We start from the raw sequence: 15,194 nt of genomic DNA on the forward strand, positions 1-15,194 counted from the left end.
AATATAAAACCTCATTGAAATTCTATCATTGGTAGTGTTTCAATGGTTTAATGATTTAAACGGTCTCAATAGGCACACAACAAGCATATGAAACTTTCAATTAATACATCATTGGCACAAATTTCAGAAAGCCAACATTTGGTTATTTTAGTCGACTCTGAAAACACCCATGCAGTTAAAAGCAACTATCAAATCAACAATTTAGACAGCCTAACTGAAGCAGCTCAATTCAAAGCAGGTTTCAATGAGTCTTTATCGTTATTGGGTCAAATTGAAAATCAACCGAATAGCATTCTACTTGGCTTAGGTAATGCACAAGAAGTTAAAGCTGCAAAATTAGCAAAAATTGCACAAACTATTATCAAAGCTTCACAAAAAAAATTCAAACAAATCAGTGTTGATATTTCAGCTTTGCCGAATGAGTTACACTACTTATTTGCACTTAAACTCACTCAATCTGCCTATGCTTTTGACGAGTTTAAGTCAAAAAAAAATGACTTTATACTCGAACAAGTTCATCTAATTGCATCAAACTCTACGCTAACATCAAATCAACTCAACTTAATTCAAGCAATTGAAAGCGGTCAAAACGTTGCACGTGATTTAGCAAATCGTCCAGGAAATATTTGTTTTCCTGAATATTTAGCGGATCATGCAATTGCATTGGCAGCAGAATTCCCAGATTTATTGAAAGTAACCGTGCTAGATGAACAGCAAATTGCTGATCTTGGCATGAATGCATTTCTTGCAGTCAGCAAAGGTTCAGATCGTCCTGGACGTATCATTACTCTTGAATATCAAGGTCAACTTGAACAAGCTCCTATCGTCCTCGTGGGTAAAGGGATCACTTTCGATACGGGTGGTATTTCATTAAAACCAGGTTTAGGCATGGATGAAATGAAATACGATATGGGTGGTGCAGCTTCAGTTTTAGGAACCATGCGCTCACTCTGTGAAGCTCGCCTTCCGATTCATGTTGTAGGTGCAATTGCGGCCGCTGAGAACATGCCATCAGGTCATGCAACTCGTCCAGGTGATATCGTCACCACGATGAGTGGTCAAACTGTTGAAATTCTAAATACAGATGCCGAAGGTCGCTTAGTCCTCTGTGACACGCTGACCTATGTCAATCGCTTTAACCCAGAACTTGTGATTGATATCGCAACATTAACAGGCGCTTGTGTTGTTGCTTTAGGCTCTGTTTTAACAGGTATGTTCACACCAGATGATGAACTGGCACATGAACTTTCTCAAGCTGGTGAACAATCCTTTGACCGTGTATGGCGTATGCCTGTCTATGATGACTACCAAGAACAGCTTGACTCTCCATTTGCTGATATTGCCAATATTGGTGGTCCAAAAGCTGGTGCTGTTACAGCTGCTTGTTTCTTGCAACGCTTCACACGTGAATATCGTTGGGCACATTTAGATGTTGCTGGTACAGCTTGGACATCTGGCGCAGCAAAAGGTGCAACTGGTCGCCCAGTTCCATTATTGGTTCAATTTCTCGCAAATCGCGTAAATTAATGTCTAAAATCAGCTTCTACTTATTTGAAAAGAGTCCAGAACGACAGGTCCAAAGTGCCTGTCGTTTATGTCGAAAAATTCTGCGTCACCCTGCAAAAATATGGATTCATTGTCCAGAATTGAGCATTCAAAACGAACTCGATGATTTACTTTGGAGTTTCGATCCACAGAGTTTTTTGACACATGGCATTGATGATCAATCAGCAGCTATTTGTATTTCGTCTAAGCTCCCTGAAACTCAGGAATGGATCGTGTTTAATTTTCACATTCATGCACTTGAAGATCCTTCACGTTTCAGTCACATTATCGAAATTATTGAAAACAACGAAGCTGCCAAAGAAATTGGACGAGAGAAATATAAAACCTATCGAAAATTAGGTATCTCACCTCAAACACATAAACTTTAGCGCGTTGTCATTGGAAAAAGGAGAATCACGGTGGCCATTAATGTCGGTCAAGATTTTAAAAAACGTTGGTTGAAAGCGCCAGAAGCGGTTCGCCAAGCTTTTATCGACGACCTTAATCGCATCAGTGATTTACTCGAACCTCAAACTCAACCAGAGCAATGGTTAGACCATGATAATCGTGCCCAGCAAGTGGCTCAGTTAAAGGTTGAACAGGCTTATGCGGATGAAAAAGCACGATTAATTGAAGAAGCTCGTATTCGTAAGCAATTGGCTTTAGAAAAATCATTAGCAGAAAAACGTGCACTGCAAGAGGCTTATAATCAAAAGCTTCTACAAGACGAATATCTAAAATTTCAACAACAAACCGATTCGCTCGTACAGTTACGACAAGTGATTGATGCAGAGATCGGTGAATATACTGAAAAATACCAAAAAGTGACTACACCCCATCGGGACTTTTCAGGAAACTCTTCTGCGCATTTATCAATTCATCAAGATTTAGATACGATTCGTTTACGTCTCGAGCTTGAAGCTGAAACCATGATTGAAGATGCCGTACAAATTTTTAAATCAAAACTCCAAGCAGCAGCAAAAGAAGAGATCGAACTTATTTTAAAAAATATATCTCTACCCTCTTAGAGGCTCAAACGGTGGATGCTTAGTGTCATCAAAATGAAACATATTTGTCACACCATGAATGTGATTTAAATGCACTCTGCGATTTGACGGACATGAGGAAAGTATCACCATGGATCTTTTAAACAACATCTCTGAACGAATCACTCATTTGAAATCTGGCGAGCATGTCACGATAAGTGCTCAAGAACTATTGATTAGTCGAGCAGATTTTCAATCGGTTTTAGTGTATCTAAAACATGAGTCTAAAAAAGGTGACTTTTTAATTCAAGATGAAGCTTTGGTAGAGAATTGGTTTGATCGCACATCACTCACCATTAATAAAATTTAAAAGAGCCCACTGAGGGCTTTTTTAACAGGTTTGAAGTATCAATTTAAGCAAAAAAATCTAAAACGGCTGAGAATATATTTCCCATGCCATACCCCATACCCAGTAAAAGTGCGATCCAAATCCAAGCACCAATAATATTGTAAAACATGAAACTGCTATAGCTCATATATCCAGAGCCAGCAGCGAATGGAGCAAAAGAACGTACAAAAGGGATAAAGCGCGCAATTAAAATGGTCTTACCACCATGTTTTTCGAAATAAGCATTGGTTTTGGCAATATACTCAGGTTTTAACCAACGTGAGTGCTCGCTAAAATATTTAATACCAAGCCATCGCCCTGTATAGAAATTGAGAATATAACCAAGGACTGAGGCGATAAATAATAACAATCCCATATAGTGCAAATGAATCAACTCAGTGGTCGAGCATAAAGCACCGATGGCGATGAGCAAACTGTCCCCGGGTAAAAAAAACATGAAAACGGAACCATTTTCCGCAAATATCACTAAAAATAAAATTGCGTAAATCCATACGCCATATTGCTCTAATAAACTAGGTAAAAGCTGCTCTAAATGCAGTAAAAAATCAATCATTCTGAAGTTCTCTGAGCATGTTGCTTTCTCCTTTAGATAGATTGTATACCTAATTTATTTAAACAAAAAAACAGCCTAAAAATTTAGGCTGTTTTCTATTTTAATCATTTTTTAACGTAAAAAGCCATTCTGTGCTAAAAATTCCATGCTTAATTTAGACTCAGGTTTATGTTCAGCAGCCTTATCCCCAAGCAATAAACGTTCAATATATCGTGCAAGTACATCGACTTCTAAGTTTACTTTAGTCCCGACTTTCCACGTACTAATATTGGTCCGCTCTGCAGTATGAGGAATAAGATTTAAACTCAACACATTGCCACGTAGATGATTGATTGTAAGACTAATTCCATCAACTGTGATGGAACCTTTCTCCGCTAAATATTTTGCAATTTCAGGCGGGGCCGTTACCTCAAAATAGAGTGAACGTGCATCTTGACGTTGCACCGTAATTTCACCAACTACATCTACATGTCCACTAACAATATGACCACCAAAGCGAGTTGTTGGTAACATCGCTTTTTCTACATTGACGGTTTGCCCAACCTTCCAACTCGATAAAGTTGTACGATGAATACTTTCAAGTGACACATCTGCTTCGTACCATTGATTGCCCCATGCAATAACAGTTAAGCAGATGCCATTAGTCGCAATAGAATCACCCAAGTGAACATCAGACATATCAAGATCAGTCTGTATACGCAAGCGGATATCACCACCTACATTTTGTAAACTTTCGACTTTTCCTAAACTTTCTACAATGCCTGTAAACATAATGGGTACTCTTAAATTTGTTCTATTTTTACCATAAATCCAATTGTTCAGCGACGCCTGTAGTATCAACTCCACCCAATTCAGCATAGTGGTGTAACTGACCAAGTAACTGTCGAATTGGCGGTCCTGATTTTGCGTGCGTGTCGGTAATGACGATAAACTCAAGAACGCGCGCACGCTCAGACTGACGCTGCTTACTCACACGATATCTTGGAACATCTTGAGTCAAAATGGTGACTCGTCCACGCTCTAAATTCGCTTTAAGTAAATCGCCAGCCTCAATATTTCCATCCGTTGAATAACTGGTCAAAATATAGCGTGCATTAATGGTTTGCAAAAGCTTTTCATACGCTTCTTTGGCATGTTTAGAAGAATTGTATGGGCTTGGTCGTTCTTTACGCCAAGCACGGTCGATTCCACTCTTGAAACCCTTAGTATCTGGACTTGGTAAATCTACCTGATCCCATAAAGTCAAAGCATTCAATACATGATAGTTGCTACTATACGCATGCTGATTATAGGGTGGATCCAAATATGCCACATCGACTTCGAAACCACTCATTTGGTTTGCTAAGTGTTGAGCATCCACACACCACATTTCAGCTGCTGGGCCTGTCAGATTTGAATTTTCACAAAAACGACTGGGGGTCAGCCATAGTAATGATTCAATTCGCTCTAAAGCCGTCTGAGTTTTACCGCCCCAGCCGTGATGGAAACTCTTAAATACGCCTGACGTATTACTCACAAAACTTGCTGAATACAATAAAGGTGCAAGTAAAGCGCTCATTTCCACATCATCAATTGCACCTTGAGCTTGCCAGGTTGCAATTTGTTGACGAATTGCATCAATGCGCATGCCATTTCGACGTTTGAAGAATAAACGGTCTCGTGAAGGATCATAGATCTCATCATTACGAGGACAGAGATTGTGTGTTACCCATCCTTTGACCTCAGGCAAGCGATTAAGATAATCAATTGCTTTCTGATATCCGCCTAATTCTTTAAAAACAGGAGCTTCAGTACATGACAATATGGCATGATTAAGTGCGTGGCTGTAAGGCTCCCAATCGTTCGCTATCACTCGGTAGCCATTTTGACGAGCCAAACGAGAAACCACACCGCTCCCAGCAAAGAAGTCCGCAAAGATAGGCGCTCGACCTGAACTCATATTCAAAGTTCCAGTGCTTTCTAATGCCTCAAGAATCAAATGTAATAAACGACGCTTGTTGCCTAAATAAGGCACAAGTTGATTAAACAAATACTCATCTGTCGTACGTGCTGCATGGCGACGTTTATGATAAACCGTTGACTCTGTACTCATAGCGACTCTTGATCAGGGATTAATTTTAAACGGATGTCATCACCTAACTGAGTTACATCTTGAAGTTTAAAACGGAGTTGTTCTGTCATTAGATTAAATTCAGCATTAAACATTGGACGAGCTGATTGACCTAATAGTGTAGGCGCAATATAACTAATCAATTCGTCTACCAAATTTTCCTGCAAAAATGCAGTAGATAGGGTTGCACCAGCTTCCACCATCACATCATAGATTTGAAAATCTTTTAAGACTTTTAGCAATTCAGCTAAGGACTGAACTTCGAGTTGAATCACGCCAAGTTGTGCAAGCTCTGCTCGAAATGGCCCCATGACCATGACAGTATCAGGATTCTCTAACACTTTAGCATCTAAAGGTAAGCGACCTTGACGATCTAAAATCACGCGTTTAGGCTGCACAACTCGTTCTAATTGAATATTCGGTAAAGTTCGGACATTCAACTGACAATCATCAGCCAACACTGTTTCAATACCCGTGATCACTGCACCAGAAATTGCACGCCAATGTTGAACATCCTGACGTGCCAATTCACCTGTAATCCACTTCGACTCCCCTGAAGCCATTGCTGTACGACCATCGAGACTCGATGCGACCTTTAAACGTACATAAGGTAATCCCTTAGACATAGCTTTAAAGAAGCCTAAGTTCAAAGGACGCGCTTCCAACTCACAGATCCCGACTTCAACGTCTATACCTGCTTGTTGTAGGATAGCCACACCTTTACCAGCAACCAATGGATTAGGGTCTGAACAAGCCACTATCACTTTTGCAATGCCCGCTTCGACCAAACCTTTAGCACAAGGAGGAGTACGACCATAATGCGCACAAGGTTCTAATGTGACATACGCGGTTGCACCCTGTGCTTGCTCCCCTGCTTGACGAAGTGCAAATACTTCGGCATGTGGTTGCCCAGCTTGGGGGTGAAAGCCTTCACCAATAATCTGTCCGTCTTTGACAATGACACAACCTACATTAGGATTTGGTTTTGTCGAATATTGACCTTGCTTCGCCAATACTATTGCACGACGCATCCACATTTGATCTTGATCGATCTTTTGTTGCGAGAACTCAGACATTCATAACCTTGAAGTTGAATTTGGGGCGAGATTAATGTTCTTGATCTCGGTGTTGCATTTGTTCGATTTGACGGCGGAACGCTTCTACATCTTGGAAATCTTGATATACAGAGGCAAAACGTACGTATGCGACATGATCAAGGGCAAATAAAGCCTTCATTACAATTTCGCCTATAGTACGCGAACGCACATCACGTTCACCTAGTCGACGAATTTGAAGTTGAATATCACTGACCACCGCTTCAATTTGTTCTTGTGTCACAGGACGTTTTTGTAAAGCATGCATGAGTGAACGACGAAGTTTCGCTTCATCATAAGGTTCGTTTTTACCATCGGACTTGGTGACACGAGGCATCACCACTTCAAAACTTTCAAAAGTAGTAAAACGCTCATTACAACTAATACATTCACGACGACGGCGAATTTGGCAGCCTTCAGCAGCTAAACGTGAATCAATCACCTTACTATCAGCGGCGTTGCAAAATGGACAATGCATAGCAGTTTAATTGAACAAATTCTATTTGCACCAAGTGTATCAAAAAATTCTGCTCATGTTGAGCTTTCATCAATATATAGAAAAAAAACAGCCCCAAAGGGCTGTTTCACACTATATATTGATTGTTGTGTTTAATCGTTATTCAACGCGCTCACCATGTTGACTTAAATCCAGACCCATACGCTCATCGTCTGACTCAACACGAATACCGATGATTAAATCAATGACTTTTAAGATGATGAATGTCAGGATTGCTGAATAAGCGATTGTTGCAAGAACACCTTCAACTTGTACCCATAATTGGCTTAATACGTTTGTAGGTGCTGCATCGCCCATGATGAACTCACTTGCAAAGAATGCGGTTAGAATTGCGCCAACGATACCACCAACACCGTGAAGTCCAAAGGCATCTAATGAGTCATCCGCTTTCAATGCACGTTTTAATGCTGTAATACCCCAGAAGCATACGACACCACCAATTAAGCCCATCGCTAAAGCACCACCTACTGTCACGAATCCAGCAGCTGGCGTAATCACAACCAGGCCAGCTACCGCACCTGATGCGGCACCCAACACAGAAGCTTTGCCACGAACCACTTTTTCAGTGATTAACCATGAAATGGCAGCAGCGGCAGCAGCAACTTGAGTTACCACCAATGCATAACCTGCTGAACCATTTGCACCTAATGCAGAACCACCATTGAAGCCAAACCAGCCGACCCAAATTAAACTCGCACCAATGACAGTCAATGTAAGGTTATGTGGTGCCATTGATTCTTTGCCTAGCCCCATACGCTTACCAAGCATATACGCCGCAACTAAACCAGCAACACCTGAGTTAATATGAACAACAGTACCACCTGCAAAATCAAGTGCACCATCGTTACCTAACCAACCACCACCCCATACCCAATGTGTAATAGGAGCATAGACAACCACCACCCAAATTGCGATAAACGCAACAAAAGCACTGAATTTCATACGCTCAGCAATAGAACCACTAATAATGGCAACGGTAATGATTGCAAATGTCATCTGGAAGATGACAAATAAAATTTCTGGAATTGTTCCACTCAATGCTTCTGTAGTGATACCAGACAACATAAATTTATCTAGACTTCCAATAAAGGCATTACCTTCACCAAAAGCAAGTGTGTAGCCAACCACTACCCAAGCGATACTGACCACCGCAGCAGCGACAAAGCTGTGTGCCATGGTACTTAAGACATTTTTTTTACGTACCATACCGCCGTAAAACAGCGCTAAACCAGGAATGGTCATGAGTAAAACGAGTGCAGTTGAAACTAAAATCCAGGCAGTGTCACCCGTATCAAGAACTGCCCCTTCTTCAGCAGGAGCTTCTTCTGGAGCTGCTGGTAATGTTTCAACCAAATTAGAATCTGTAGATGAAGCCTCAGTTTCAACAACTGCAACTTCAGTAGAAGTTGGTTCTGACACTGCTTCTTCAGCCCATGCGACAGAACCACCTAAGAGTGCGCCAGACAAGCTCAGCGCCATTAGCATTTTTTTCATTCGTATCCCCCAACCTAGTTTTTGTGAGTTATTCGCTACTCAGCAAACTTCATGCCAAATTAAACTGCGTCAGCACCAGTCTCACCAGTACGGATACGGATAACTTGTTCTAGATTCGTCACGAAAATTTTTCCGTCACCAATTTTGCCAGTACTAGCTACACGTGTAATTGATTCAATCACTGAATCAACCATTTCGTCACTGATTGCGATTTCAATTTTTACTTTAGGTAAAAAATCAACCACATATTCAGCACCACGATAAAGTTCAGTATGACCTTTTTGACGACCAAAACCTTTTACTTCAGTTACGGTGATCCCTTGAACGCCAATTTCAGAGAGTGCTTCACGCACATCATCTAATTTGAATGGTTTTACAATTGCTGTTACGAGTTTCATGTTGTTTTCCTTCGGCTTTTTTCACCAGTAAGGTTTTATGTTCAAATTTCATGCCAAACTTCATAATGGTTGGGGATATTAATCAGCCAGCATGAACTTATTTATAACCTATTTTATACGCCTACACGGTCTTATGTTCTAAAAATATTGGGAATTTTGATGGATTTTTTTTATGTTCTTATTGATTTAACCTATGAAATGTAGTTAACACTAGGGTCAATCTAAAACGGATGTTAAACTTCAATGTTGATGACTTATTATTCGGAAGAACTATGATTGAAACTTTATTACAGGCAATCTTAGAACAGGTTGACCAACCCAAGAAAGATTTAGAAAAAAATGTGAGAGCGTTGTTAAACGAAGCGATTAGTAAAATGGATTTGGTTTCTAAAGAAGAAATTGAGCGTCAGAAAACTGCACTAAACAATGCCAATTTGCGTTTAACAGAACTTCAAACGCAATTAAAATCATTAGAAAGCTTAATTTCCGATCAAAAATAAGCAACATTGCACCAATACAGTGCTTAAACACAAAGTTAGTGATTAAAAATAAAGCAATTCTAAAAATAATATAATAATGGTTCAGTTTTATGTCATTTGCCAAAATTTATACCCGAGGTCTTCTTGGTTTACATGCACCACTGATTGAAGTCGAGGTTCATGTCAGCCAAGGATTACCTTCACTCACCATTGTAGGTCTTCCAGAAGCTGCTGTTCGAGAAAGTAAGGATCGTGTCCGTTCTGCAATCATTAATAGCGGTTTTCAATTTCCAACCAAACGGCTGACGATCAATCTAGCCCCAGCTGATTTACCCAAAGATAGTTCAAGGCTTGATTTACCTATTGCTTTGGGGATTTTAATCGCTTCAGGGCAACTACATGATCAAAATATTGACCGTTTTGAATTTATAGGTGAATTGGCACTCGATGGTCTGTTAAGACCTGTAACTGGAACTTTGACTATCGCAATGGCATGTCAAACCGCAGGTCATGAGTTAATGATTCCTGTGAGTAATTTGGATGATGCAGCCCTTCTTCCCAATTTTGAGGTGTATACAGCCAAGTCATTAAAAGATGTTTGCCAACACTTTGATCAATCGAGTCCAATTCAACCCATATTAGCGAATAAAACGATCCAACCTCAAATAAATCGATTTGATCTCGCTGATGTCAAAGGTCAATTACGTCCAAGACGCGCCTTAGAAATTGCAGCAGCTGGTGGACATTCTATTTTATTTAAAGGCCCGCCAGGCACTGGTAAAACACTGCTTGCCTCAAGATTGTCTGGCATCTTGCCCCCATTAACCAATCAAGAACACTTAGAGGTCGCAAGTATTTACTCCATTGCAAATACACCTTATCAATTTGGTCATCGCCCCTTTAGAGCGCCACATCATACGGCATCCGCTGTGGCCTTGGTTGGTGGTGGATCACACCCTCGACCAGGTGAGATCACCTTAGCCCATTTAGGTGTACTTTTTCTCGATGAATTACCTGAGTTTGACCGAAAAGTCTTAGAAGTATTGAGGCAGCCTCTTGAGTCGAAAGAAATCGTCATTTCCAGAGCATCAAGACAAATTACTTTCCCAGCTAATTTTCAATTTGTCGCTGCAATGAATCCATGTCCATGTGGATATGCCTTCAATCAAGACAGTCGTTGTCAATGTTCACCTGAATCAATTAAGCGCTATCAAAATCGAATTTCTGGCCCTTTACTAGATCGGATTGACTTACATATTGATGTGCCACCTTTACCTCCCCAAGACATGCAAAGCACTACACCGATGGAGAATTCTGAAACCGTCAGAAAACGGGTGATTCAGGCCTATGAGTTGCAAATTCAACGACAAGGTGTGACAAATCAAAATCTAAGTTCTCAACAGCTTGATCAAGTGGCTCAACTAGATGATTCTGCAAAAAAGATTATCGCTATGGCTCAGCAACGTTTGAATTTATCAGCACGTTCTTACCACCGAATCTTACGTGTCGCTCGTACAATTGCTGACTTAGCGAGTTCTGAACATATACAAACAGCTCACTTAACCGAAGCACTCTCTTATCGTAAACAGGAATAAAAAAAGCGACTCAGTTGAGTCGCTTTTTTTATTTGAGTTGAGTTTAGAAGCTATAACCCAATGCTAATACCATTTTATTCTTTAAATTGTTTCCATAACGATCATCACCACCAATAATATAATTCATGCTTGCTGTGACACCTGTTTCCCCTAAAGCTTTACTTAGACCAATATCAAAGTGTCGGAAATTAAAACTTTCTGACTCTGGTGTTTCTGCAACATACTTACCGTCTTTTTCATGAACATATAAACCCAAAGCTGTGTCCAAGCTAAAATCGTTTGGTAGAGGATAACTATATGTAGCTTTTAAATATGTGTCTCCAGCGTTCCCCCAACCTGTATCTTCCAACAAAGTTTGAGCAGTTACTCCAACATCTTTGTAATTCAGACCAAGTAATAATTCAAAGCCATCATAAACTGACGTTTCAACGTCATAATAATAGTAATAAGTTGTACCTACAGTAAAACCAGTGTTTTCATTGATTGAACCGTTGTAACCCACATAAAAATTATTTTCCATTGGATTGGTAGTACCGTAAGCATCTGTACCTAACGTAGATGTCCACCACCCTGCGTACAATCCAGAACTATGGCTATAGTCTAATCCACCTTGTAATGTAGCTTCAGTATTTTCAGGAGCTGCCGTATTACCACGCAATATATAACTTGATAAAACACTGATATTACCCGATACAGAATGCGGTGAAGTTGGTACCTCAGCAAAACTAAATGTTGATGCAGATGCTACAACTGCTAGACCCAATGCTTGAATTGCTAATTTCATATTTATGTTCCCCCACATCATGATTAGATGCTTTTTCGGTTTATTTGTTGAACTCATATGTGAATTAGCAATAGCTATGCCAAAGTTAAAGGTGTTTAGATACAAAGGAATTAAAATAACGAGATAAAATAATTTAAATTAATGATTTTATTATTATATTTGTTTAAATTTCTTATTTTTAAAAATATTCAAAGCAATTTTTTTTGACGATTTACCTGAGTTAAAGACATATCTTTTTAGATCACACATTCATTTACAACTTGCCTCATTTTAAGGCTATTTTTTAATCAACCTTACAGTTGGAGTATCAATTTAGTGCGTCACAAAAAGCAAGTGATCTCTGAAGCACATTAAAATTAAATAAAAATGAACTGAATAACTATCATTCTTATTTAAAATCCTTTATTCATCCTTGTCTGCTTCTAGAGTTACAAAAAAAAACGTGCCAGATTGACTAAATTAAATAAAAAAAAGAATATCAGGTTAAAAATAAATATATGTTATTAATAGTTAAATTTAATTTTATAATAATTTTAATCTTTAATAATTCACAACTTAGTTTAATTTATATACTTTTTGCTTATGACTTTAGGTGCGAAATTGTGAATAATAGAGCCAATTTTGTTATACATTACGTATACAAATACTAAACATTAACCATAATCATTTTGTATGAGGCTCTCTCCCAATGCAAAAATTCCAAAAACTAAGCTTAGCAGTTCTTATTCAAACTGCTTTAATTTCTACTGCATTTGCGAGTGAGCAAAGTGAATCAAAGGGATTCGTAGAAGATGCTGAAGGATCAGTATTATTCCGTACAGGTTTCTTGCATCGTGATAAAAAGAACGGTGTCGAAGATACCAGCTCAGCAGCTCAAACAGCCATGGTTAAAATTGAGTCTGGTTTCACGAAAGGTATCGTTGGTTTCGGTGTTGGTGTTATTGGTGATGCTTCTTTCAAAATAGGAAAAAATGGTCACACAGGCAATCAAATGATTCCTGTTAAAGATCAGTTAAATTCAGATGGCACTAAAGATGCATATGATCACTGGGCTAGAGGTGGTGCATTTATAAAAGCTAGAGTATCAAACACTACTGCAACTTACGGCACTCAAGTTTCTGAAATTCCTGTAATCGCAAGTAATACAGCACGTTTAACTCCTGAATATTACACCGGTCTCTCCATCGTTAGTAACGAAATTGAAAACTTAAGTTTATATGCTGGAAAATTTACAAAAAATCAGTGGTCTAACGAGATTAGTTCTGATGAACAAGAATTAGATCGTGCAGTCTATTGGGGCGCTAAATATAAGTTTAATGATCAACTAAATACTTCGTATTATGGCGTTGATGTTAAAAATAAATTAGACCGCCATTATGCGAATATAAGCTATACCCAACCTTTAAAAAATGATTCATCACTAGTTTTCGATGCTATGGGATATCATACTAAATGGGCTGCTCAAGCAGCTACTGGATCACATTTAACCAATGATCTAAAAGATCGTCAAAATACAATTTGGGGTGTCTCAGCTACTTACAGTAAAGATGTTCACAATGTCATGATAGCTTATCAAGACAATGCTGGAAACACAGGCTATGACTATGCTTATAACAAAGATGGCTTACAAAGTATTTGGGTTCCTAACTCGTATTTATCTGACTTTAATAGTAATGATGAGAAATCTATAGGTCTTCAATATAACTACAATTTCAAAAATCATGGTTTAGCTGGTCTGAATTGGACGACTGCTTTTGTGTATGGTTGGGACATTGATTTAGCCGATCGAGATAACCGTACTCAAATTATCGATCAAGCTGAGGAACATGAATTCTTCAATCAAATTAAATATACCATCCAAACAGGTGCTTTGAAAGATGCTAGTTTACGTTTGCGTCATTCATACTTGCGTGGCAGTGACTCATTTAATAACCCTAATTTCACAAGTGAAGGAATTGGGGACACCAACGAATGGCGTATTTGGTTAGACATCCCAGTGAAATTATTCTAATTTTCAACTAAAAAGATCAATAAAAAAACCTGCACTTTGTGCAGGTTTTTTATAAAAGCTACAAGATCAAAGTTTGTAGCTTTATTTATACATCAGGCAAATTATTTGTTTGCTTCTGCATAAGCAGCAATTGAGCTTAACACTTCTTGTTTAGCAACATCTGCACCTTCCCAACCACTTAACTTGACCCACTTACCTGGCTCTAAGTCTTTGTAGTGTTGGAAGAAATGTTCAATTTGACTAATCAATAAAGGAGGAAGGTCAGTATATTCTTGAACATCTTTATAGATTGGCGTTAATTTATCGTGTGGTACAGCGACAAGTTTCGCATCAACACCACCATCATCTTCCATATTTAATTTACCCACTGGACGGCAACGGATAACCGAACCTGGTTCTACAGGATGTGGAGTAACAACTAATACGTCTAATGGATCGCCATCAAGAGATAATGTATTTGGTACATAACCGTAGTTTGCTGGGTAGAACATTGCAGTACCCATGAAACGATCTACGAAAAGTGCATCTGAATCTTTATCAATTTCATATTTAATTGGTGCTGCATTTGCAGGGATCTCGATAATTACATAGATATCGTTTGGTGCATCTTTACCTGCAGGGATATTACTGTAGCTCATAGCAAACTCTTTACTGTCAGTGTTCATTAAAATGGGGTTGATTATAACGCTTTATTCAGCAATCATCATTCGATTATACAAGCTGAAGATGTATTTTAGGTATGGTGTTAGTCTGTTTTTCTTAGAGCAATCGAATAATTAATAAAAGCAATAAGATCGGACAAAGCATTGATAAGAACCAAACAATTGATCTAAGGGTCGCCCAATTACATAAATAACAAATCCCATAGATGATTCGTAAGACGATATACGCCGAACCTAATAGAATCACCAATTGTTGTTGAACAACCATATACTCAGCCATCAAAACTGCTGCAATAAATAATGGCAAACTTTCAAAGCTATTTTGCTGAGCTGCATTTGCTCGAGCCGCTAAGCCTGTGGTTTTAGACATGAATTCACGCGGATTTTGATTATCCTGCCCTTTGAAACCACCTGCAATTTTAGCAATGACTGTAAATAAATAAGGGAGTAAACAAGCAATTAAAATAAGGTAAATAACACCTTCAATACCGTGCATGGATTTCAGTCCAATGATTTAAGCTGGTTTTATCTTAGCATGATGTTTGTGCGATAATTTT

The 15,194-nt window shown here is 38.9% G+C and carries 17 protein-coding genes; 7 read left to right on the forward strand and 10 right to left on the reverse strand.

Annotated features, from left to right (window positions below):
* The first annotated feature begins 87 nt into the window (after positions 1-87).
* The 4 genes from BMW42_RS09395 to BMW42_RS09410 all read left to right on the forward strand — a co-directional run bounded on the left by BMW42_RS09395 (position 88) and on the right by BMW42_RS09410 (position 2,901).
* Positions 88-1,527, forward strand: coding sequence for a leucyl aminopeptidase (locus BMW42_RS09395; RefSeq protein WP_092767344.1), 1,440 nt, complete (start codon positions 88-90; stop codon positions 1,525-1,527).
* A complete protein-coding gene (locus BMW42_RS09400; RefSeq protein ID WP_092767347.1) occupies positions 1,527-1,934 on the forward strand; it encodes a DNA polymerase III subunit chi in 408 nt (135 codons plus the stop codon). Before BMW42_RS09395 ends, BMW42_RS09400 begins: the two co-directional genes overlap by 1 nt.
* Positions 1,935-1,964: 30 nt before the next feature.
* Positions 1,965-2,573 (forward strand): cell division protein BlhA, encoded by a 609-nt coding sequence (locus BMW42_RS09405; protein WP_092767349.1) that lies wholly within the window; start codon positions 1,965-1,967, stop codon positions 2,571-2,573.
* A gap of 109 nt (positions 2,574-2,682) precedes the next feature.
* Positions 2,683-2,901: a hypothetical protein gene (locus tag BMW42_RS09410; protein WP_035263886.1), complete on the forward strand. Its 219-nt coding sequence runs from the start codon at positions 2,683-2,685 to the stop codon at positions 2,899-2,901.
* A 43-nt stretch (positions 2,902-2,944) separates the two neighbouring features.
* Here BMW42_RS09410 and BMW42_RS09415 read toward each other — a convergent pair whose 3' ends face one another.
* From BMW42_RS09415 to glnK, 7 genes are all read right to left on the reverse strand, one after another.
* A complete protein-coding gene (locus tag BMW42_RS09415) occupies positions 2,945-3,493 on the reverse strand; it encodes a VTT domain-containing protein (protein WP_092767351.1) in 549 nt (182 codons plus the stop codon).
* A 111-nt stretch (positions 3,494-3,604) separates the two neighbouring features.
* Entirely contained in the window at positions 3,605-4,264 is a 660-nt protein-coding gene (locus tag BMW42_RS09420) for a riboflavin synthase (RefSeq protein ID WP_092767353.1), read from the reverse strand.
* A gap of 28 nt (positions 4,265-4,292) precedes the next feature.
* Complete coding sequence (locus tag BMW42_RS09425) at positions 4,293-5,585, reverse strand: DNA adenine methylase (RefSeq protein WP_092767355.1); 1,293 nt, start codon at positions 5,583-5,585, stop codon at positions 4,293-4,295.
* Entirely contained in the window at positions 5,582-6,679 is a 1,098-nt protein-coding gene (gene ribD / locus BMW42_RS09430; RefSeq protein WP_092767357.1) for a bifunctional diaminohydroxyphosphoribosylaminopyrimidine deaminase/5-amino-6-(5-phosphoribosylamino)uracil reductase RibD, read from the reverse strand. Before ribD ends, BMW42_RS09425 begins: the two co-directional genes overlap by 4 nt.
* A gap of 31 nt (positions 6,680-6,710) precedes the next feature.
* Complete coding sequence (gene nrdR / locus BMW42_RS09435; RefSeq protein WP_092767359.1) at positions 6,711-7,175, reverse strand: transcriptional regulator NrdR; 465 nt, start codon at positions 7,173-7,175, stop codon at positions 6,711-6,713.
* Positions 7,176-7,313: 138 nt separating this feature from the next.
* Positions 7,314-8,708 (reverse strand): ammonium transporter, encoded by a 1,395-nt coding sequence (locus tag BMW42_RS09440; protein WP_092767361.1) that lies wholly within the window; start codon positions 8,706-8,708, stop codon positions 7,314-7,316.
* A gap of 59 nt (positions 8,709-8,767) precedes the next feature.
* On the reverse strand, positions 8,768-9,106 hold the full coding sequence (gene glnK / locus BMW42_RS09445; RefSeq protein WP_004650081.1) for a P-II family nitrogen regulator: 339 nt from the start codon (positions 9,104-9,106) through the stop codon (positions 8,768-8,770).
* Positions 9,107-9,378: 272 nt separating this feature from the next.
* On the opposite strand from glnK, the gene BMW42_RS09450 reads away from it, so the two are divergent.
* Positions 9,379-9,606 carry an accessory factor UbiK family protein gene (locus BMW42_RS09450; RefSeq protein ID WP_092767430.1) on the forward strand — a complete coding sequence of 76 codons (228 nt, stop codon included), beginning with the start codon at positions 9,379-9,381 and terminating at the stop codon, positions 9,604-9,606.
* Positions 9,607-9,695: 89 nt separating this feature from the next.
* A complete protein-coding gene (locus tag BMW42_RS09455; protein ID WP_092767363.1) occupies positions 9,696-11,180 on the forward strand; it encodes a YifB family Mg chelatase-like AAA ATPase in 1,485 nt (494 codons plus the stop codon).
* A 43-nt stretch (positions 11,181-11,223) separates the two neighbouring features.
* Here BMW42_RS09455 and BMW42_RS09460 read toward each other — a convergent pair whose 3' ends face one another.
* Positions 11,224-11,964, reverse strand: coding sequence for a TorF family putative porin (locus BMW42_RS09460; protein WP_092767365.1), 741 nt, complete (start codon positions 11,962-11,964; stop codon positions 11,224-11,226).
* Positions 11,965-12,652: 688 nt separating this feature from the next.
* On the opposite strand from BMW42_RS09460, the gene BMW42_RS09465 reads away from it, so the two are divergent.
* Complete coding sequence (locus tag BMW42_RS09465; protein WP_092767367.1) at positions 12,653-13,975, forward strand: OprD family outer membrane porin; 1,323 nt, start codon at positions 12,653-12,655, stop codon at positions 13,973-13,975.
* Between the two features lie 101 nt (positions 13,976-14,076).
* Here the strand turns inward: BMW42_RS09465 and ppa are convergent, their stop codons facing one another.
* Both ppa and BMW42_RS09475 read right to left on the reverse strand, forming a co-directional pair.
* Entirely contained in the window at positions 14,077-14,613 is a 537-nt protein-coding gene (gene ppa / locus BMW42_RS09470) for an inorganic diphosphatase (protein ID WP_005233448.1), read from the reverse strand.
* 121 nt (positions 14,614-14,734) lie between these two features.
* The gene (locus BMW42_RS09475) at positions 14,735-15,133 is read right to left on the reverse strand and encodes an MAPEG family protein (RefSeq protein ID WP_035268067.1); all 399 of its coding nucleotides are present in this window, start codon (positions 15,131-15,133) and stop codon (positions 14,735-14,737) included.
* Positions 15,134-15,194: the final 61 nt, after the last annotated feature.

It is taken from the genome of Acinetobacter sp. DSM 11652 (assembly GCF_900109815.1).
GTDB lineage: Bacteria > Pseudomonadota > Gammaproteobacteria > Pseudomonadales > Moraxellaceae > Acinetobacter.